The sequence below is a fragment of the Rheinheimera sp. KL1 genome (assembly GCF_001275035.1).
GTDB lineage: Bacteria > Pseudomonadota > Gammaproteobacteria > Enterobacterales > Alteromonadaceae > Pararheinheimera > Pararheinheimera tangshanensis.
Genome location: NZ_LAMX01000012.1, coordinates 219,508 through 240,795 on the forward strand (window position 1 = coordinate 219,508; position 21,288 = coordinate 240,795).

General features: G+C 46.3%; 18 protein-coding genes and 1 pseudogene. 7 read left to right on the forward strand and 12 right to left on the reverse strand.

Annotated elements, in window-relative coordinates; genetic code table 11:
- Positions 1 to 15: 15 nt before the first annotated feature.
- Positions 16 to 1,395: a cysteine--tRNA ligase gene (gene cysS / locus WH43_RS06075; protein WP_053423741.1), complete on the reverse strand. Its 1,380-nt coding sequence runs from the start codon at positions 1,393 to 1,395 to the stop codon at positions 16 to 18.
- Between the two features lie 181 nt (positions 1,396 to 1,576).
- On the opposite strand from cysS, the gene WH43_RS06080 reads away from it, so the two are divergent.
- The 4 genes from WH43_RS06080 to WH43_RS06095 all read left to right on the forward strand — a co-directional run bounded on the left by WH43_RS06080 (position 1,577) and on the right by WH43_RS06095 (position 4,353).
- Positions 1,577 to 2,071: a peptidylprolyl isomerase gene (locus WH43_RS06080; protein ID WP_053423742.1), complete on the forward strand. Its 495-nt coding sequence runs from the start codon at positions 1,577 to 1,579 to the stop codon at positions 2,069 to 2,071.
- Positions 2,064 to 2,807: a UDP-2,3-diacylglucosamine diphosphatase gene (gene lpxH / locus WH43_RS06085; RefSeq protein WP_053423743.1), complete on the forward strand. Its 744-nt coding sequence runs from the start codon at positions 2,064 to 2,066 to the stop codon at positions 2,805 to 2,807. The genes WH43_RS06080 and lpxH overlap by 8 nt, the downstream gene beginning before the upstream one ends.
- A gap of 13 nt (positions 2,808 to 2,820) precedes the next feature.
- Positions 2,821 to 3,618, forward strand: coding sequence for a tRNA isopentenyl-2-thiomethyl-A-37 hydroxylase MiaE (gene miaE, locus WH43_RS06090; RefSeq protein ID WP_053423744.1), 798 nt, complete (start codon positions 2,821 to 2,823; stop codon positions 3,616 to 3,618).
- 135 nt (positions 3,619 to 3,753) lie between these two features.
- Positions 3,754 to 4,353 carry a Yip1 family protein gene (locus tag WH43_RS06095; RefSeq protein WP_053423745.1) on the forward strand — a complete coding sequence of 200 codons (600 nt, stop codon included), beginning with the start codon at positions 3,754 to 3,756 and terminating at the stop codon, positions 4,351 to 4,353.
- 81 nt (positions 4,354 to 4,434) lie between these two features.
- On the opposite strand, the gene purF is transcribed toward WH43_RS06095, so the two are convergent.
- From purF to fabB, 10 genes and pseudogenes are all read right to left on the reverse strand, one after another.
- The gene (gene purF, locus WH43_RS06100) at positions 4,435 to 5,949 is read right to left on the reverse strand and encodes an amidophosphoribosyltransferase (RefSeq protein ID WP_053423746.1); all 1,515 of its coding nucleotides are present in this window, start codon (positions 5,947 to 5,949) and stop codon (positions 4,435 to 4,437) included.
- 20 nt (positions 5,950 to 5,969) lie between these two features.
- Positions 5,970 to 6,458: a CvpA family protein gene (locus tag WH43_RS06105; RefSeq protein WP_053423747.1), complete on the reverse strand. Its 489-nt coding sequence runs from the start codon at positions 6,456 to 6,458 to the stop codon at positions 5,970 to 5,972.
- 59 nt (positions 6,459 to 6,517) lie between these two features.
- Entirely contained in the window at positions 6,518 to 7,249 is a 732-nt protein-coding gene (locus tag WH43_RS06110) for an SPOR domain-containing protein (protein WP_053423748.1), read from the reverse strand.
- Positions 7,246 to 8,526, reverse strand: a complete 1,281-nt coding sequence (gene folC / locus WH43_RS06115; RefSeq protein ID WP_053423749.1) for a bifunctional tetrahydrofolate synthase/dihydrofolate synthase — start codon at positions 8,524 to 8,526, stop codon at positions 7,246 to 7,248. The genes WH43_RS06110 and folC overlap by 4 nt, the downstream gene beginning before the upstream one ends.
- A gap of 9 nt (positions 8,527 to 8,535) precedes the next feature.
- Positions 8,536 to 9,408, reverse strand: a complete 873-nt coding sequence (gene accD, locus WH43_RS06120) for an acetyl-CoA carboxylase, carboxyltransferase subunit beta (RefSeq protein WP_053423750.1) — start codon at positions 9,406 to 9,408, stop codon at positions 8,536 to 8,538.
- Between the two features lie 135 nt (positions 9,409 to 9,543).
- Positions 9,544 to 10,338 (reverse strand): tRNA pseudouridine(38-40) synthase TruA, encoded by a 795-nt coding sequence (truA, locus tag WH43_RS06125; protein WP_053423751.1) that lies wholly within the window; start codon positions 10,336 to 10,338, stop codon positions 9,544 to 9,546.
- A 179-nt stretch (positions 10,339 to 10,517) separates the two neighbouring features.
- Entirely contained in the window at positions 10,518 to 13,412 is a 2,895-nt protein-coding gene (locus WH43_RS06130) for a FimV/HubP family polar landmark protein (protein ID WP_053423752.1), read from the reverse strand.
- A gap of 203 nt (positions 13,413 to 13,615) precedes the next feature.
- Positions 13,616 to 14,634, reverse strand: a pseudogene (locus WH43_RS06135) (aspartate-semialdehyde dehydrogenase).
- Positions 14,635 to 14,770: 136 nt separating this feature from the next.
- Positions 14,771 to 15,904 (reverse strand): 4-phosphoerythronate dehydrogenase, encoded by a 1,134-nt coding sequence (locus tag WH43_RS06140; RefSeq protein WP_053423753.1) that lies wholly within the window; start codon positions 15,902 to 15,904, stop codon positions 14,771 to 14,773.
- 133 nt (positions 15,905 to 16,037) lie between these two features.
- Positions 16,038 to 17,252 (reverse strand): beta-ketoacyl-ACP synthase I, encoded by a 1,215-nt coding sequence (gene fabB / locus WH43_RS06145; protein WP_053423754.1) that lies wholly within the window; start codon positions 17,250 to 17,252, stop codon positions 16,038 to 16,040.
- A 165-nt stretch (positions 17,253 to 17,417) separates the two neighbouring features.
- Between fabB and mnmC the strand changes: the two genes are divergently transcribed.
- The 3 genes from mnmC to WH43_RS06160 are packed head-to-tail and all read left to right on the forward strand — an operon-like array spanning position 17,418 to position 20,325.
- Positions 17,418 to 19,262, forward strand: coding sequence for a bifunctional tRNA (5-methylaminomethyl-2-thiouridine)(34)-methyltransferase MnmC2/FAD-dependent 5-carboxymethylaminomethyl-2-thiouridine(34) oxidoreductase MnmC1 (gene mnmC, locus WH43_RS06150; protein WP_286049518.1), 1,845 nt, complete (start codon positions 17,418 to 17,420; stop codon positions 19,260 to 19,262).
- 5 nt (positions 19,263 to 19,267) lie between these two features.
- A complete protein-coding gene (locus tag WH43_RS06155) occupies positions 19,268 to 19,882 on the forward strand; it encodes an Hpt domain-containing response regulator (RefSeq protein WP_053423756.1) in 615 nt (204 codons plus the stop codon).
- Complete coding sequence (locus WH43_RS06160; protein ID WP_053423757.1) at positions 19,867 to 20,325, forward strand: response regulator; 459 nt, start codon at positions 19,867 to 19,869, stop codon at positions 20,323 to 20,325. Before WH43_RS06155 ends, WH43_RS06160 begins: the two co-directional genes overlap by 16 nt.
- A 1-nt stretch (position 20,326) precedes the next feature.
- On the opposite strand, the gene WH43_RS06165 is transcribed toward WH43_RS06160, so the two are convergent.
- Entirely contained in the window at positions 20,327 to 21,211 is an 885-nt protein-coding gene (locus WH43_RS06165) for a flagellar protein MotY (RefSeq protein WP_286049520.1), read from the reverse strand.
- Positions 21,212 to 21,288: the final 77 nt, after the last annotated feature.

Below are 21,288 nucleotides of genomic sequence, written 5' to 3' on the forward strand. Positions count from 1 at the left end.
TTTTATTGGAGACTATTAACCCCGACGCCAGGTGGTCACACCAGCCTTATCTTCCAGAATAATACCCTTAGCCACTAAAGCATCGCGGGCAGCATCAGCTGCAGCCCAGTCTTTGTTTGCACGTGCAGTATTACGCTGTGCAATCAAGGCTTCAATTTCAGCCACGTCATCTGAATCTGTACCTGACTGTAGAAAGGTTTCTGCATCGCCCTGCAAAATCCCCATCACACCGCCAAGTTTAATAAGCAGGCCAGCGAGCTGTGAAGCTTTGGCTGAGTCTGTGGCTTTTTCTTTATTGATATCACGCGCCAGTTCAAATAACACAGGCAAAGCCAGAGCTGTATTGAAGTCATCATCCATAGCTGCACGGAAGGTGTTGACGTAATCGTTATTCATATCAACATCTGTCGCTGGTTTTACTCCACGCAATGCTGTGTACAAACGGCCTAACGCTGCATGTGCCTGCTGCAAGTTTTCCGCTGAGTAGTTCAACTGACTACGGTAATGGCTGGAGATCAGGAAATAACGCACGGCCTCCGCGTTGTAATCTGCCAGTACATCTTTGACAGTAAAGAAGTTGCCTAAAGATTTAGACATCTTTTCTTTATCCACCTGCACCATACCTGTATGGATCCAGGTATTGACGTATGGAGTGTCATGCGCACAGCAGGACTGGGCAATTTCGTTTTCATGGTGCGGGAACTGTAAATCTGAACCACCACCGTGAATATCAAAATGTTTACCTAAGTGCTTTGCACTCATAGCCGAGCATTCGATATGCCAGCCTGGACGGCCTTCACCCCAAGGTGATGACCAGCTTGGCTCATTGGGTTTAGCCATTTTCCACAATACAAAATCCAGCGGATCATCTTTGGCCTGATCAATTTCCACCCGGGCGCCAGATTGCAGCATGTCCAGGTTCTGCTGGCTGAGCTGGCCGTACGCTTCATATTTACTGACATCAAACAGTACGTCACCGTCAGAGGCCACATAGGCGTAACCTTTCGCCACTAAAGTTTCAATCAGCTCAATAATTTCAGCCATATGAGTGGTGACACGAGGTTCAATATCAGCAGGCATTAATCCCAGCGCATGAAAGTCATCATGCATAGCAACAGTATAACGGGCTGTTAAAGCGTCGCAGCTTTCACCGTTTTCATTGGCTCTTTTGATGATTTTGTCGTCTACATCTGTGATGTTACGCACATAAGTGACGTCATAACCGCAAAAACGTAAGTAACGGTTCATCACATCAAAAGCAACATAAGTACGGGCGTGGCCAACATGACAGAAATCATAAATAGTGATGCCGCAGACATACATAGAAACTTTGCCAGGCACTAAAGGCACAAAGGACTCTTTTTTACGGGTCAGGGTATTAAAAATCTGCAGCATGGGCTCCTCGGGAAATCATCAAATCATCGGTCACAAAGTGCAACAGTGTAACATTAGCAAATGCCTTGAGCTATCCTCGCTTTGTTGCTTTGTTATTTACTGAATGCATTCCCTGAAGTTACTTGGGTATAAGACGCAGCTGCGGTACACTATCGCCATTTTTGAGCTTGAGGATATCATCATGGTTAGCTTATATACCAATTTTGGCGTTATTAAACTGGCATTATTTGCCGACAAAGCCCCTGCAACAGTAGAAAACTTCCTGAATTACGTCAAAGAAGGTTTTTATGACAACACCATTTTTCATCGTGTAATCAATGGTTTTATGATCCAAGGCGGTGGTTTCACTCCTGATATGGAACAAAAAGAACCAGGTAAACCAATCAAAAACGAAGCCAATAACAAAGTAGCTAACAAAGCCGGCACTATTGCTATGGCCCGTACCAGCGATCCGCATTCGGCTACCTGCCAGTTTTTTATTAACGTTGCCAATAACGACTTTTTAGATTTCAGCTCAGAAACTTCACAAGGCTGGGGCTACTGCGTCTTTGGCGAAGTGGTCGAAGGTATGGACGTGGTGAACAAAATCAAAACTGTGTCGACAGGACGCAAGTTTGGTCATGCAGATGTACCCAATGATGCCGTGATCATCGAAAAAGCAGAAATCCATGGCTAAAGGCCACAGCCTTTTTATTGCTGATCTGCATTTAAGCGAACAACGCCCGGATATTACCGCGGCGTTTATGCTTTTTTTGCAGCAAAAAGTTATTGATGCGGATGCGCTCTATATTCTGGGTGATTTGTTTGAAGTCTGGATTGGCGATGATAACCCCTCGCCTTTACTGACTGAAGTTGCAACAGCGATCAAAGCTTTAACAGCTCAGGCTGTGCCGGTGTATTTTTGTCATGGCAACCGCGACTTTTTACTCGGAAAAAATTTTGCTAAGCGCTCAGGCATGCAATTGCTTGCGCCTCTGACTGTCGTCGATTTATACGGCACGCACACTTTACTGATGCACGGTGATTCACTGTGCACCCTGGATATTGGCTATCAGAAGTTTCGCGCCTGGTGGGACCAAAAATGGTGGCAAAAGCTCATATTGTCTTTACCGCTATGGTATCGACAACATCTGGCTCGCAAAGCCCGTCGTGTCAGCGCTATGGACAAAAAAGGCAAAACCTCTGACATTATGGATGTCACGCCAGATGAAGTGCCTAAAGTGATGGCTCAGTATCAGGTGCAACATTTAATTCATGGTCATACCCACAGGCCAATGGTGCATCAGTTAGAACTTGCCGATGGCAGTGCAGCAGAGCGTTATGTGTTAGGCGACTGGTACAGTCAGAGTTCTTATTTAGATGTGTCAGCGGACGGCTGGCAACTGCACTTCAACCCCTTGTCCCAGGTTTAATGCTGAGATCTTTATGAGTTTTACCGAATTACTTCAGCCCATTCATCAGTTTTTACAGTGTGAAACCCCGGATAGCTGGATAACCGAAGCGCAGAGACCTGAGCGGTTGGCGGTTTTATTACAAGACCACTTAATCTGCGAATTAAAAGCGGCGCAAACCGCTATGTATCTGCTGCGCCGTTATGCCTGCGACAAAGAAAGCTCTTTCACCCTACTGAATTGGCTGAAACCTTTTGAAGATTTCGCCTATCGTTTTGACGGTGATATTCAGGGATTAAAGCAGGCTGAAAAACTAAACAAAAGTATTATTGGTCGTTCTGATTTTGCGCACTCCGATCGTATTATCGACCGTATGGTGTTGTTAATTCGTGAAGAGCTGCACCACTTTTGTCAGGTGCTGGAAATAATGCAGGCACGCGGCATTCCTTATGAAAATATCAGCGCCAGCCGTTACGCCAGGACGCTTATCCAGAACTGCAAAACCCATGAGCCACAAATTCTGATCGATAAACTGATCTGTGGTGCTTATATCGAAGCCCGCTCCTGTGAGCGTTTCGCCAGGCTGGCGGAATGTGTTGATCCAGAGCTAGCCAGCTTTTATACCTCCTTATTACGCTCAGAAGCACGACATTTTGCTGACTATCTGGAACTGGCTCAGGTGATCTCTAAAACAGATATCACGCCACGGATAGATTTTTTTGGCAAACTTGAAGCAGAGCTGATTTCAACAACGGATCCGGATTTTAAATTCCATAGTGGCGCTCCAGTAACTCTGCCTTTCAGCCCTTTTCAGACGCATCAGCAAGCATAGCTGGTGCATGCGTCCTTGCTTCCTCAGAGATTTTCTCTTCTAAACTTGACGAACCCGCTTCTATTAGCCATAACAAAGGTAAGGGTTTGTTATGTGGCCCTGAAATGAACAACGTAGTAGCCAAGGATAACAACTATGATTTTAAATCACTTATGGGGGCTGTATGCCCATCCCAAAGAAGAATGGCATACGATAGACGCACGTCACGAAAGTTTCAGATACAGTTTAATTCACATCTTGCTAGTCGCCTTAATTCCCTCTATTTGCGCTTATTATTCAGCAGTACATATCGGCTGGAGTATTGGTGTAGGTGAGCCAATACGATTGACAGCAGACAGTGCCTTAATGCTCTCATCCGCTATGTATGTAGCTTTGATTGGTGGTGTTTTTGCGCTGGCTTATCTGGCCCATTGGATGGCTCATACTTTTGGTGCTGAACCTACCTACACCCAAACGTTGGAGCTCGCGTCCTACACCTCAACACCACTTTTTATGGTGGGCTTTGCCGCTTTGTTCCCTGAACTTTGGTTTGTGATGTTAGTTGGTTTAGCTGGCCTGACCTATTCAGTGTATTTGTTGTATGTGGGCGTGCCAATTTTGATGCATATTCCTGAAGAACGTGGCTTTATTTACGCCAGTTCAGTGGTCACCACAGGCTTGATACTGCTGGTTTGCGTGATGACAGCAACAGCAATTCTGTGGAGCTCTGGCTTTGGTCCAGCCTTTACACACTAATGGTTTGACGTACTTCTTTAACAACAAAAGGGCCGGTTAAAAACCGGCCCTTTTTAATTTCATCAGACTAAATCAAGTCTATTAATTACCTTCGTTATGTAATTCTAAACTTGCAGACAACTCAGCTTCTTTTTTACGTTTAGACGCTTCGTTACGTTGTGCATCCAAACGGTTTAAATAAGCCTGGTCAATGTCGTTGGTTACATAAACACCATCAAACACCGAGGTTTCAAAACGCTTCAGTTCCGGATTTTGTGAACGTACTGCATCCACTAAGTCTTCCAGCGACTGGAAAATCAACCCATCAGCACCAATAATTTTGCAGATGCTTTCGACATCATGACCATGAGCAATCAGCTCGTTGGCCGAAGGCATATCAATACCATAGACATTCGGGAAACGAATTTCCGGAGCAGCAGAGGCGAAATACACTTTTTTCGCACCTGCTTCGCGTGCCATATCAATGATTTGCTCTGAGGTGGTACCACGTACTATAGAGTCATCCACCAGCAAGACGTTTTTACCTTTGAATTCCTGCCAAATCGCATTTAGTTTACGTTTGACTGACTTTTTACGTTCGCCTTGACCCGGCATAATAAAAGTACGACCAATGTAACGGTTTTTCACATACCCCTGACGGTATGGCAAACCTAACTCATGCGCAATTTGTAAAGCAGCATCGTTACTGGTTTCAGGAATTGGAATGACCACATCAATATCTAAATGCGCCCATTCTTTTTTGATTTTCTCACCGAGCTTTTTACCCATAGCCACGCGGGATGCATACACAGATACATTGTCTATGGTGGAGTCCGGACGGGCAAAATATACATATTCAAAAATACATGGGGCATAACTTGGGTTTTCAGCACATTGCTGACTGAATAGCTCACCGTCTTCGGTGATATACACGGCTTCACCTGGCGCGATATCACGCAACACAGTAAAACCATCTGCATCCAAAGCCACACTTTCAGAAGCCACCATATACTCAGTGCCAAGCGCTGTCTCGCGTTTTCCCATGACTAAAGGACGGATACCGTTTGGATCACGAAAGGCCACTAAACCATGGCCAATGACGACCGCTACTACCGCATAACCACCGCGGATTTTACGGTGTAAATTGGCTACAGCACGGAAAATATGGTCAGGATTTACATGCATATCGGCATGAATATCCAGCTCATGGGCAAAAGCGTTTAACAGTGCTTCTGAGTCGGAGTTGGTATTGACATGACGACGGGCCGTTCGGAATAACTCGTCTTTTAATTCTTCAGAATTGGTCAGGTTGCCGTTATGTGCCAGGGCTATACCAAAAGGGCTATTGGTATAAAACGGCTGAGCTTCGGCCGTGCTGGCAGAACCCGCTGTTGGATAACGCACATGACCTATGCCCATATTGCCAGACAAACGCTGCATATGGCGGGCTTCAAATACGTCTTTCACTAAGCCATTGGCTTTGCGTAAGCGTAAGGTTTTGTTGTCTACTGTCACTATGCCGGCGGCATCCTGACCACGGTGCTGCAACACAGTTAAACCGTCGTACAACGCCTGATTGACCGGATACTTACCTACGATTCCAACAATACCACACATCGATTATTTCCTCGCCACGCTTAGGGTCGCTGCATAAAACTGGAATGGGCTTTGATGTACTCAAAAAACCATTCAATGATAAAACCAAATTCGGGTATTAGTTTGGACGCTTGCCACCATTCGCTTTGATCGGCGCTGGTAAACGCATCCAGGAAAAATAACAATGCACTGACCACCAGCACACCACGCAGGGCGCCAAAGATCAGGCCAAGTAATCGGTCTGTGCCGGATAAACCTGTAGATTCCACCAAGCGGCCAATCAGGTAATTAATTAAGGCACCAAGGATAAGAGTAGAGATAAACAGAACGGCAATAGAAACCGCATTTCGCACCAGTGCGTCTTGCAATTCAGTGAAATAGGTTGCCAGATAGGGGTAGTAATAACTAGCCACAAAAAAGGCCAGTATCCAGATAATCAGAGAAACCGCTTCTTTGGCAAATCCCCTGACCAGACTGATGACAGTCGACAGAGAGATAATTGCCAGAATGGCATAATCAATCCAAACCATTTGCTACCAAAGGATGCTTAAGGACGGCGCGCATTCTACCAAAACACGCGCCATAACACCTAATTATTTTCGATAGGCTTAAAAGTAGTCAACTTCAGACCCGCAGTCCCGGTCAGTTGCTGTAGTTGAGGTAATTTTTGCTCCAGACGCTCTTTTTTCAATTCAGGCCCCACCACGACACTGACCATAGACTGGCCCTGAGCGTTAGTGGTCGAGCGGGTAAAAGTGGTAAAACCCGCTTCTTTTAATTTTGCCACCAAAGCAGTCGCGTTATCTACTTTACTAAAACTCCCTACTCTGACTATCCAGGCCGTCTCGTTCAGCGCAGGATTGCCTTTAGGCTCCACCAGCTTTTCTACAGCAGGAGGTATTGCGGACTGAGCTACAGGATCAACAGCAGACTCCGGCGCTAGAGGATTTTCGGTAGGTACAGGTATTGGATCTGTATCTGCGCCTTGAGCAGCTTGTGCCACCATAGCTGCGCTGTCTGTCGCCGCTTCACTGCCCGGAGCACCGGCTGTTACTTGCGCAAAACTGTTATCCGGCAAACTTGCATCAACAGCAGGCTCATTAACGGGAGTAGCCAATAATTCCTGTTGTTTTTCTGCTAATTGCTGTTTAGTAAAGACTTGCTCCTGTTGTACTGTGGAAAATTCAGGACGCTGTGGAATAGCTTTAAACTCGTCTTTGACCACTTGTTTTTGCCCATCCAGCAAATCAGGTAAGAAAACGATGGCGGCGATTATTAAAATGCTGCTGCCAATTAAGCGATTTTTAAAGGCGCTGGTCATACATCGGTCTCCTTTTGCAGCGCTAGAACTGCTGACACTGTAACAAAAGAGCCAAAAATCACCAATAAATCATTAGCCTGCAGAGATAACAGCGCTTGTTGGTAACCGGACTCTAAGTTTGAATAACATGAATAGCTGCTGTGGGCTGGCAGATGCTTTGCTAATAAATCAGCCTGAGCACCACGAGCACCGGGTAGATCCACCAAATGCCAGTGAGCAGCCAAGGTATGAAAAGGTGCCAGACTTTGCTGAATGTCTTTGTCTTTAAGCATTCCCACCAACAGATGGACCCGAGCATAACCTGCTTTGATGAACTCAAGCTGAGCCGCCAGATAACCAGCCGACTGCGGGTTATGCGCCACATCCAATAAAATACCAGGAGTTTTACTCAGCCATTGCATACGTCCGGGCAGACTTAATTCAGCCAGCACCTTGTTGGCTTGTTGCTTCGAAGGTAATAAAGCCAAAGCTTCCAATGCAGTCAAAGCTGTAGCTATATTTTGCAGCGGTACAGCGGTCAAAGGTAAAGCATCCAGACGATTATGTACACCTTGCCAATGAAAACACGCCTCTGTGACAGAGTACTGGTAATCCGTATTGATGCAAAGCAGTTGGGCCTGAATATCCCGGCTGTACTTGAATACAGACTGCGGTATATCGGTTTCCCCTATCACAGCAGGTTTGCCTGCGCGAAACACCCCAGCTTTTTCGCGGCCAATGCTTTCTCTATCTGGTCCTAAATAATCCTGATGATCTAAATCGACAGTGGTCAGAATGCTTAAATCCGGCTCAATGATATTAGTGGCATCCAGTCGACCGCCCAAACCCACTTCAATCAGGCATAAGTCCGGTTGCATTTGTTTTAAAAGATAAAAAGACGCCAGCGTAGTGAACTCAAAGTAGGTCAGTTCGATGTCGCCGCGTAGTTGCTCGATAAAGGTAAAAGCTTCACACCAAAGTGCGTCGGCAACATCTTCACCATTGATACGTAAGCGCTCGTTAAAGTGCAGCAAGTGGGGAGAACTATAGACACCCACAGACAAGCCCTGCACAGCACAAAGCTGCTCAAGAGCGCAGGCAGTAGTGCCTTTGCCATTGGTGCCGGCGATCAGAATTTTTTTACCGGGCAGCAGATGCAAATCGGCTCGCTGTGCAATCTTCAGCACACGACCCAATCCGAGTTCAATCTGATGTTGCGGATGTTTTTGTTCTATATAACAAAGCCAATCCGTCAGGGTCTGACAGGATTGGCTTGCAGGCGATAAAAGATTGGTCATAACACCTTATTAGGCGACGCGGTGTTCCTTGGCAGGAGCTGGCCATCGCATGAATTTAGCCACAAGTCGGGCAATTGTATCGCGCATTTGGCGGCGGTCAACAATCATGTCGATAGCACCGTGCTCCAACAGGAATTCACTGCGCTGGAAACCTTCAGGTAATTTTTCACGTACTGTCTGTTCAATAACACGGGGACCGGCAAAACCTATCAGCGCCTTTGGCTCACCAATGTTTAAATCGCCAAGCATGGCCAGACTCGCAGACACACCACCCATAGTAGGGTCGGTCAACACAGAAATATAGGGCAAACCTGCTTCGCTCAATTTAGCTAAAGCCGCGCTGGTTTTGGCCATTTGCATTAAAGACAGTAAAGCTTCTTGCATACGGGCGCCACCACTGGCAGAGAAACAGATAAAAGGTACTTTGTGTTCTAACGCGTATTCCACACCTTTGACAAACTTAGCTCCTACAACAGACGCCATAGAGCCGCCCATAAAGGCAAATTCAAAGGAAGCGACAACAACAGGCATGCCCAATAAAGTACCGCGCATCACCACCATAGCGTCTTTTTCGTTGGTTTCTTTTTGTGCAGCCACAATACGGTCTTTGTATTTTTTGCTGTCTTTAAATTTCAACAGATCCTGAGGTTCCAGCTCTGCAGCCAGTTCAACCATACCAGCTGTATCGAGGAAATTGTTGATGCGGTCTCTGGCACTGATACGCATATGGTTGTCACATTTAGGACAAACACCTAAGTTGCGATCCAGTTCTGCTTTGTACAATACAGCGTCACAAGAGGTACATTTAGTCCAGACCCCTTCAGGAATATTGCGACGGGATGAAGACGAAGTTCTGGGCAGAATTTTTTCTAACCAACTCATAGTTGTTCCTTGGTAGCGCAGCAGGGCTTGAGCCCAAACTTAGTTTATTGTATGAAAAAGCGCCGATCATGCGGCAAACGGCGCTTATTAAAGCACAAAGCCAGGATAGAACCTATAGCTAACTGGTCGTAGTAGTTAGCAAAAACTATCAGGAAGGAACAGCGGTCCCAAAGGCATTTTCGGAATACCAAAGTGTTCAGGGTAGTCCACGTCCACCAGATACAAGCCTTCCGCTTTCGCCGTTGCTGCGGCTAAAGTTCGATCTTTTGCTGCCAACAACTCTGCAATCCATTCGGGTTCTTTGAGGCCCATGCCCACTTGTAACAAGCTGCCGGTGATATTACGCACCATATGATGCAAAAAAGCGTTCGCCTTAATATCCAGTACAATAAACTGCCCGACCCGGCTTAAATGCAGATGCATCAGATTGCGGAAGGGACTGTGCGATTGGCACTGGATCGCACGAAATGAGCTGAAATCATTTTCACCCAGCAAATGGACAGCGGCTTGCTGCATCAGTTCAATATTCAATTCCTGATGATAATGACTTAAACCAGCACCCAAAATAGCGGGTCTGAATTTATTGTTGTAAATGACATAACGATAACGACGGGCTGTGGCAGAAAAACGGGCGTGAAAATCGTCTGCTACTTGTTTGGCCCAGCGCACGGCTATACCATCTGGCAGATTGGAGTTGGCGCCCATAATCCAGGCACGCATATCGCGGGTAGCGTCAGTATCAAAATGCACCACCTGCCCTGTGGCATGCACGCCGGCATCAGTGCGGCCAGCACAGGATAATTCGATAGTCGTATTGGCAACCTTGGATAACGCAGCTTCCAAATGACCTTGTACACTTGGCACTTCACGTTGCCTTTGCCAGCCAAATAAACCGACACCGTTGTATTCAATACCTAACGCAATTCGCATTCTGACTCCCACCATTTAGGAGCAGAAGTATAACTCAGCCATAGAGGGAAACTCACGAATTTTAACGACAACAGCCTGCGCTCACAGCAAAAACAGAGGCATGATCTAGCTTTCGCGGATTAAGGCATAAACAGAACTAAGAAACGACTGACTCAGAGCCAAGGCTCTGAGTCAGTGATTTACAGCTGACTTTTTAAGCTCTGAGCTTCCTGTTTGATATGTTCTGGTGCTGCAGAATTTAACACTTTATCAATCAGGTGTTCCGCACCATCCTGCTCGCCAATTTCAATATAAGCGCGAATCAAATCCAGGTCGGCGGCGAAACCTTGTTCTGTTGGATCCAGTTCTGGTTCATGCTGTGCAGCGATAAAATCCTGATAATCCTCCAACCCAACATCTCTATTGCGCACAAGGTTTTGACTAAGCTGCGGCTCATCTTCTGAATCATCCAACAGCTTGTCCAGCGCCAGTAACGACAGCTCCAGCTCATCCGATTGAGCCAGCTTCGATGCTGACGGCTGTTCCTGCTCAGCAACTTCTGGTGCTGCATCGCTATCCGCTGTACCTTGTTCGCGCGTATTCTGTGGTATGGCACTTAAGTCAGGTGTAGTGGGCTCAAGCGAATTTAACTCAGCCAGTACTGCATCCGTTATCTGGTCATCTGCCAGCTTGGTTTGAGTGTCAACCTGAGCATAATCAGCCAGTAACGCATCAAAATCTGTACCTTCCAAAGCATCAAGCTCAGCAGAAATATCCTCATTTGCCTGTTGAGTTGCAGCGGTATCTGCCGCAGCGACCTCGGCAGCATGGATCTGGTCCTCATCCAATTCATCCTCCGCCTCATCAGCAGATATGGCATCATCAGAAAATTCCAGCTCCGGATATTCCTCCAGTACTTTACTGGGATTCTCCACAGATACGCTTGCTGCGGACACCCGGCTGACGCTCAAATCCTCCTGCAGCTCCAGCTCATCAGGCAACGACTCGATCAATTCAGCGTCCACGGCCTGTTCCGTTAGATCTTGCCATACATCTTTGGCTTCAGTTTCCGTCAGCTTTGCTGTTACCTCAGGCTCAACTTCGTCTGCCAATTCGGCTAACTCGGCGTGATCAGCATGAAAATGAGCAGGCATTTCTGCTCCATCGTGCTGTTTTGCTTCATCCGACAACAGTAACGCCACATCATCCGGGCTCAGCGGATAATCATCTTCGTCAAATTCCAGATGAGTATCGGTAGGTAGCGCCGTATCAAATTCAGACGTAAGTTCCTCAGGCAAACCAGACTCGTCGAGTTCAGGTTCATTGACTGTTACAGAGCTAGTAGCGTCAGGCCAGTTTGCAGAGCCGTCCAGCAATGCATCAATATCTATCTCGCCATCCTCCCCCATCTCTAAAAATGTAGGTGTTGATAGCTCCTCGTCAGCAAGTGATTCAGCAAATTCATCCAATTCTGAACTATCAAAATGCGATTGTTCAGGTTTTACATCGACTAAATCTTCTGCCGCAGTGTCGGCTTTAGTTTCAACGCCGTTATCGGCAATAACTTCAACTTCAGGCGCTTCTGAAGTCACCACTAACTCATCAAGCAGTGAGTCAAAGTCGACTTCTTCGACCTCTTCAATTTCGTCCAGACTGAACTCATCCCTGGCTTCAGTGGCAGCAATGGCGACCAGTTCATTGTCAGGTTCGTCGAGCTCAATTTCCTCAATCAGCTCATCTAGGTCGTCTGGTGTCTGCTCTGTTTGCTTTTGCTTTTGTTCTTCAGCTAATTGCTCTGCGACCGCCTGGGCAAATACATCTTCGGTATCATCCAGTTCAGGCTCTTCATCAAACAAGGCCGACAAATCAGCACCAGATAAAATATTATTTGGATCAAAATCTTTTTCGGCTTTGATAGGTTGATCCAGCAGGTCGTCCAACAACTGGTCATCCATTGAGCTGGCATCGAGTAAATCCTTACTGTCGAGCAAATCATCGTCGTTCATCAGAATGTCATCGAACTCGTCAGCATGAGTATCGAGTAACATATCGTCATGTAAATCTATGGGTTCATCATCCAAACGTATGCCTTTACTGCCCGTATCCAGCAAAGACTCATCCAGTGTCATCAGGCTACTTTCGTCAAAGTCCAGACTTTCATCCAAAGGAGGCAGCGGCGAGCGGTAACCCGATTCTTGCTGAGGCACAGCTGTGGCTGCTGTGACTATTTGTTCTGATTTTCTGGTACGGCGTTTAATCCAGCCTAATACCGCAAACAACACAAACAAAGTGGGTAAAGTCGCAAGGAGGACCCAGGTCAGGCTGCTGGAGGAAATATTTTGCCACAGCTCGGCAAAGTTTGTCCCTTGCTGCTCCCGCTCAATCTGCGCTCTTTGTTGCGCTAGCATTTCTGCTTGTTGTGCCACCAGTAATTGTAACTGCTGCTGTATTTCACTGTCTTTATCCACTTGGGATTTCATTAACAGCATTTGATCAGCCAGTTGATCCAGTTTGTCTTTCAAAGCGGTGTTATCTGCTAATACAGCTTCAACCGTTACTTTTGATTCATCCAGCTTTTTCTGTAGATCAAGCAGTTGTCCTTGTTGTTGTCCCTCAACACGGATCAACTCCCTTTTAATTTCTTGCTTGGCTTTGTCTACGTCTTTCTGTTGCGCTGTGTTGACACCCTGCTTAACTTTCGCTGCAGCAGCTGCGCGCACTCGGTCAGCCCAAATACGGTCATCTTCTTCTGATTTACGCTGTGCATCCACAGCATCCACCTGCAGTATTTCGTCTACATTAGGGATAGCTAAAAATGAACCGATATTCAGATGGTTAAAGTTATCATCAAGAAAAGATTGTGGATTTTTCAGGTAGATGGCGTACATCACCTGATAAATATTTAAACCTGGATGAGGCCGAACTTCTTCAGCAATACGCCATAAGGTATCGTTTGGGGTTAAAGGGCCGACCCTGCTGCGATCCGGATTTTCGGTGCTTTTAGGACCCTTGAGACGCACAGTGGTGTCCGCAGTAGCCTGAACGCTGCAAATCTGCAACACAATACTAAAAATAAGAAGCCCAACTAAACGCATCGATGATCCCTTAAGGCCGGAGATTATTTTTTCTGACACAAAAACACTGCAAACATCGTTCCATAACTGAATAGTAAACCAGAAGGATGTCACTGGCTACGCTTAAACAACATCTGCATATCTGAGTACATCGGCCGAAAAGTCCATTGCTTTAGAAACAACAAAGACTCCATCAGGAGCCTTTGTTTCGTTTGAGGTTATTTTCACAGATAATCACGAATTAGATGTTCTGCGATCTGAATACTGTTGGTCGCCGCACCTTTACGGATATTGTCCGCCACAAGCCATAAGTTGATACCGTTTTCATGAGTGAAATCCTGACGAATACGGCCAACAAACACATCATCCTGACCGGCGGCATTGCTACCTGAGTCGGGTAATCAGCATTCTCTTCCATCAGAGTCACACCTGGTGCATTGGCTAACAGAGCTTTGACCTGTTCCACACTGATTGGCATGCGGGTTTCCAGATGCACAGCTTCAGCATGACCATAAAACACAGGCACACGCACCGCAGTAGCATTGACGGAAATGCTGGCATCCCCCATAATTTTTTGGGTTTCCCAATGCATTTTCATTTCTTCTTTGGTGTAACCATTATCCAAAAACACGTCAATTTGTGGAATACAGTTGAACGCTATCTGACGGGCAAACTTCCCCCCTTCTTCTAAAGGACGCCCATTGAGTAACTGCGCTGTTTCTTTGGCTAAAGCTTCCACACCTTGTTGGCCTGCACCAGCAACCGATTGATAAGTAGCTACATTAATACGACTGATACCTACAGCATCATGAATAGGTTTTAACGCCACCAGCATTTGAATGGTGGAACAGTTCGGGTTGGCAATGATATTGCGGTTACGAAACTCAGCGATAGCATGCGCATTCACTTCCGGTACCACTAATGGAATATCGGCTTCGTAGCGGAAATGCGAGGTGTTGTCGATCACTACGCAACCTGCATCCGCAGCACGGGGGGCGTAAGTTGCAGACACACTGCCACCTGCAGAGAACAAGCCTATTTGCACCTTAGTCCAGTCAAAGGTCTCAGCATCCAGTACTTCGATTTGTTTACCCTTAAAGGTGACATGGCCACCAGCGGAGCGGCTGCTGGCTAAAGGATAAAGTTTATTGACTGGAAAATCGCGCTGTTCCAAAATTTCAATTAAATGCTGGCCTACTAAACCTGTAGCACCTAACACAGCGACGTCGTATTGCTGAGCCATGGTTATTCCCCTCTGATTACTGGCTGCTTTACCCTTCTTACTTCACGCTGCCGCATTGTTGACTGCGATCGAAGCACCAGTCACATAGGACTACTATGCTCCTGGGGTCTCGCTCGCTTGTCGCCGCGCTGCAACGTCAATTAATTTGGGTGTTAAAACCTAATGTTGTTAAAAACTCAGGCACCTCTTGTCCTGTCAGCCGCACCGAACTAAATTCACGCCGCGGTGGGTATGACTTTCTAAGCCAGTCAAAACCTTGTGTTTTATTGTCTTGCATCATATAGAAACGAAACAAAGCATCGTCCCGGCGTACATCATATAACAGCCGGGCCAAATTTTGGACATCTAAAAGTCTAAAATTTGAATTTATTTTCAGCTCTGAAATTTGAGGTTCTGGTAACACCTGCGACAGTGACTTGGTCGGACTGAGCTCCAACTGCTGGCAAAGTGCCTGATACAACATTTCAGTACCGCGGGCTTTGCCTTCAATGCTGTGGCCTGCAATATGCGCACTGGCTATATCTGTATAAGGAATTAACCTTAAATCAGGTTCCGGTTCATTGGCCCAGACATCCAGTACTAGTGGTCTATTGTGGCCTGATTGTGCTTCCTTCAATAAAGCCTCGTTACTGGTCACTTCGCCACGACAAGCATTAATCACAGCACAATCTGGCTTCAGTAACTTTATCGTCTGGCTATTGAGTAAATCTGCTGTGGGGTTGGGCCCGGTTTTGATTAATGGCACATGAAAGCTGACGATATCAAGCTGGGGTAATAATTCCTCAAACGGAATATGTAGGAAATCAGCTTCAGTGGCTGCACGCTCTGGATCACAGCATAAAACCCTGACAGACAATGCCTGTAACACTCGTACCAGCAACTTGCCTATATTTCCGACTCCAACCACGCCCACAGTCTTTTGCTGTAGATTCCATTGGTACTTTTCACAGAGTACGAAAATACTACTCAAGACATACTCAACCACAGACTGAGCATTGCAGCCAGGCGCACTGCTAAAACCAATACCCCGTTGTTGCAGATACGCCTGATCAATGTGATCGGTGCCAATGGTGGCAGTACCAACAAATTTCAGCTTTGAGCTTTTTGCTAACAACTGCTGATTGACTTTGGTGACAGAACGCACCAGCAGCACATCAGCATCACTCATCTGCTCTGAAGTCAAAGTACGGCCATTCACCAGCCTGACTTCGCCTAAATCAGCAAAGAAATCATTGACGTACGGCATATTTTCGTCGGCATATATTATCATCTGTATCAGTCCTGAACGGGAATAGCGACATTGTAACGACAGGGTTTGCATTGAGCTATCGGATTTCGGAACTTTTGATAAGCCAATAAAAAAGGCCAGGCTACAAGCCTGACCCTTCAAAGGATAATAGAGATTAGCCCTGGTATTTTTGCATCACTAAAGTGGCATTAGTACCGCCAAAACCAAAGCTATTGGACATCACAGTGGTTAATTTGGCTTCTGTCGCTTTAGTCACGATATTTAAACCTGCAGCTGCTTCATCTAGGTTGCTGATATTAATAGAAGGGGCAATAAAGTTATGCTCCATCATCAACAGCGAATAAATGGCTTCGTGCACACCAGCAGCCCCTAAAGCATGACCAGTCATAGCTTTAGTTGCACTAATGGCCGGCGATTTGCCGCCAAAGACTTGCTGGATAGCGCCTAACTCTTTCACATCACCGACCGGCGTGCTGGTACCGTGGGTATTCACATAGTCGATTGGGCCTTTGACGTCTTTCATCGCCATTTCCATACAACGTACTGCACCTTCACCACTTGGCGCGACCATGTCGTAGCCATCTGAAGTTGCGCCGTAACCGACGATTTCAGCATAAATTTTAGCGCCACGGGCTAATGCGTGTTCCAGCTCTTCCACTACTAAAATACCGCCACCGCCGCTGATGACAAAACCATCACGGTCAGCATCATAAGTACGGGAGGCCAGTTCAGGCGTTTCGTTGTATTTAGTCGATAAAGCACCCATGGCGTCGAACTCCATGGCTAAAGTCCAGTGTACTTCTTCTCCACCACCGGCAAAAATAATGTCCTGTTTGCCAAGCTGAATAAGTTCGACCGCATGACCGATACAGTGCGCACTGGTTGCACAGGCTGAGCTGATGGAGTAGTTCACGCCTTTGATTTCAAAAGGAGTAGCTAAACACGCTGAACAGGTACTCGACATGGTTTTTGGCACAGCATAAGGACCGACACGTTTCACGCCTTTTTCACGCAAAGTATCAGCCGCTTCAATCTGAGTTTTAGACGAAGCACCACCAGAGCCGACCACTAAGCCAGTGCGGAAATTTGATACTTGCTCCGGTGTTAAGCCAGCATCTTCAATAGCCTGTTGCATAGAGATGTAGGCATAAGCTGCTGCATCCCCCATAAAACGTAAAGCTTTACGGTCTATTAAAGCGGCAGTATCAATGTCAATCTGGCCCCAAACCTGTGATCTCAGCCCCATGTCGGCAAATTCCTGCGACGCTTTTATGCCTGAGCGTCCTGCCTTTAACGAGTCCAGCACCTGCTGTTTATCGTTACCAATGCTGGATACTATGCCTAACCCTGTGATCACTGCTCTTTTCATGCTTGCTCCAAACAAAAAATCGGATGTCTTTTAGTAATTGCGCCACATTGTACGGAGTTTCTTGTCGAAACTGGTCCGCTTTCAGCGTACAGCTGTACACTATTATCTATTTATATTGCGGCTAAGTTACAATACCTTATTCTTTTTCGATAGAGTTTGATTTCCTTGCAACAGGCTAAAGTTCACTACAACGATGCTGGCACACCGGTCTCGGAGCTGTTTGGCGATATTTATTTTTCTGACAATGGCGGTCTGGATGAAACCGATTATGTGTTTTTGCATAAAAATCAGCTACCTGAACGCTGGTCTACCCATCCACGCCCATTTTTTCATATCGCAGAAACAGGCTTTGGTACAGGTCTGAACTTTCTGCTGACCTGGCTGAGATTTCGGCAATACAAAGCCCAATCAACCACTTGTCAGCGGCTGTATTTCAGTAGTTTTGAAAAATTCCCCTTTAGCAAAACAGACTTAACCAAAGCCTTGGCGGCCTGGCCGCAACTGGCTGAACTTACCAACTTATTGATAGAAAGTTACCCTGTTGCTTTACCCGGCCCACATCGCATGATCTTTGATGATGGTTCAGTAATACTGGATTTATGGCTGGGTGATGTGAATGAATTACTGCCCCAAGTGCCGGCGCAAAACAAAGTAGATGCTTGGTTTTTAGATGGTTTTGCCCCCAGTAAAAACCCGGATATGTGGCAACAAAATTTATTTAATCAGATGTTCAGACTAAGCCATAGCACCACGACCGCTTCTACTTTTACCTGTGCAGGTTTTGTCCGCAGAGGTTTAAATGACGCAGGTTTTTCTGCCAGAAAAACCAAAGGCCATGGCCAAAAACGCGAAATGTTAATTGCAACTGCAGAGCAAGCGGACGAGTTTTGTTATGAGCTGCCAGGCCAAATCACGGTGATCGGTGCTGGAGTCGCTGGCATCAATGCGGCTTTTGCATTATGGCAAAAAGGATTAAAAGTCCAACTGCTCTGTGCGGATGCACAAGCTGGTATGGGCGCATCCCAAAACCGTCAGGGTGCGGTCTACCCTAACCTGCATGCGACTTACGATTTGATGTCGTCTTTAAGCTGTCAAAGTTTTTTATATGCCAGACAGTTTTATGCCAGTTGGCTGGAAAAATTAGCAGTGGCCGCTCAGTGGTGCGGTGTATTAACTTTGGCCTGTAACGATAATCTGGCTAAACGCCAACATAAAATCCTGCAGCAAGCTTTTGCTTCAAGCGGTTTATTCAGCAGTTTCACCAAAGAACAAGCTTCAGAAATAGCAGGTTTGACCTTACCTTATGATGGACTATTTTTCCCAACCGCAGGCTGGTTATGCCCTCAGGACTATTGCCAGCAGATGGCTAATTGGCTTAGCAGCCAAGGCGTAGAGATTATCTACAGGACCCAAGTACAACAAATCACAGAGCGCGAACACTATTGTGAGCTGGAAACATCTGCCGGAACTTTGCAAGCAACCACAGTGATACTAGCCACTGGCGCAGAATTAAATGCTCTGAACTATCAGGAATCTTTCCCGCTTCGAAAAATTCGCGGCCAGGTCAGTCATCTGCAAAGCCAAACGATGACGCCACTAAAAACCGTAGTTTGCCATCAGGGTTACATCACCCCAGCCCATCAGCAATTGCATTGCGTTGGAGCTACCTTTGATCGCAGCAGTGGACACAGCGAAGTGCTGGAAGCCGATAATCAACAAAATCTTGCTCTAGTTAATCAGACATTGGGGCAACCAGACTGGTTTGAGGATGTTGAAGTAATGTCTGCCAAAGCAGGTTTACGTGCCACTGTGCCAGATCATATGCCTGTACTTGGTCAGCAAAAACAACTCTGGCGTTTTGGCGCTTTAGGGGCGCGGGGCTTAACCTGGGCGCCTTTACTGGCCGAAGTTTTGGCTTGTGCCATTACGAAGGAGCCACTACCTTTAAAGGTACAACAGCTCGATAGCATTGATATACAACGTTATCTTACCCACAGCACAGCGGAATAACATAGTTGAACTTACTTTTTGCTGAAGACGATGAACTACTGGCCCAGCTGTTTCAGTTACAGGCTGAAATTCTGGGCTATCAGGTCCTGTGGGTAGCAAATGGTGATCTTGCAGTGCAGCAGGCTTTAAGTTACCAGTTTGATCTGCTCCTTATGGATATTCAGATGCCCGTCATGGATGGGATCAGTGCGATGCAGCTATTGCGTCAGCTGGGCTATGACAGACCTATTATCGCCATGTCAGCCGAAGAAGTGCCAGCCACAGGCTTTGATCTGGTGCTGAAAAAACCACTGCAATGGCCAGAGGTACAGCAGCAACTGGCAAAGTTTAAGGCTATTCCTTCAATAGAATTAGAACTGCCAACAGAGCTGAAAGAGGCTTATCTGGCGCATGCAAAACAGTTAGTACAGCAACTGACTACACTCGCAGAACAACAAAATTGGATTGATTTTATGGCTATAGTGCATCAACTTAAAGGCAGTGCTACCAGCTTTGATTTAGCACCTTTGGGTCGACTGGCCGATCAATTGCAAAAAGAATGGAAAACAATCCCGGCAGAACAAAGAACAGAGCGCGCCACCTATTTTCTGGAGCAGTGCAAGGCATGCAAACTAAAGTAAAAGTACGGGAACAAAAAATATTGTTAGTGGATGACCTGGAATACAACAGGCAATTACTGCGTAACAATCTTACCGCTTTGTTTTCAAAAGAAAAACTGAGATACAAAGCCTTCAGTTATTTTCAGGCACACAATGCGTCCACGGCGTTACTCACCTTTAGCCAGCAACTACCTGAGCTGGTATTTTTGGATATTGAGCTGCCTGATGGTTCAGGTCTTGAGCTACTAAAACGTTTTAAAGAACTAAAACCTGACTGCTTTGTCGTAATGGTCAGCGGAGTCAGCACACTGGAAAACGTCAAAACCAGCATAGCGTCGGGTGCAGCGTCTTTTATTGTCAAACCTTTTACAGGTGATAAAATTCTTGCGGTATTAAAACAATTTGACCGTTACTACAACAAGCTTCCTAAAGTAATCGAAGAACCACTGATCCAAAAGCCCTAGATCAGGGCTTTTCCATTTGAATGACAACGCGGCGGTTTTTGGCTCGGCCCAAAGAGCTTTCATTCGAAGCCACGTGACGCTTTTCTCCCAAACCTTCAGTGCGTATTCTATTTTCTTCCAGACCAAAACTGACCAGTTTGGTTTTAATGGCTTCAGCGCGTTTTATCGACAACTGCTCGTTCATCCAACGACCACCAAAGGAATCACTGTAGGCCTGAATATCAATACTCTCGATACTTTGATCATGTTTTAAATAGTCAGCAATTTGCTGCAAACGCTTCTTCGAGGCTTTGGTCAGTTCATCGCCGCCTGATTCGTAGGTCAATACAGTAAAAGCGATATCATCAAAGGTGTAAGGCAATAAAGAACTCACACACTGAGTAAACTGGTCCATGGCTTCAATAAAATGTACAGGATTTAAAGACACGCTCACCTTGTCATAAGGACTATACCAGTCTGAGAAGTAGAAGGTTGGGCTATAACCTTGCTCCAGCTCAGTCAGCATGATCCAGCTCTCGGCTTTACCTAAATCACCGTCAAACTGTTTCAACATTTTCATGCTACTTATAGCTTTAGCCTGCTCACCCGGACGCCAGACCGGCGGAACTGACAGCACTTCTGCCAAGGCATAATGATCAGGCAAACGTAGCATGTTCAATTCAAACTGCATGTTCAGCTCTTTTCCGGCTGTGCTTCGGAAAAACGCTTCACCAAAACGCGGCACTGGATGACTGAGTTCACACACCAAAGGCGAGTTTTGCTTCAAAGACCAGGTAGATTGGTCGACTGTAGCTGAATACTGACGCAACCCGGCCTGCGCCTGAGCAGCCGCCAGGAGAATTGGTACCAGCCAAAGCTTATATCGCATAGGTTTCCCTTTTTTCATCTCAACACCTGTTGTTTTTCAACTTCCACCAGGACAAACAAGGTACTCAAACAAGACGCTTTGCAAATTATTTGGCA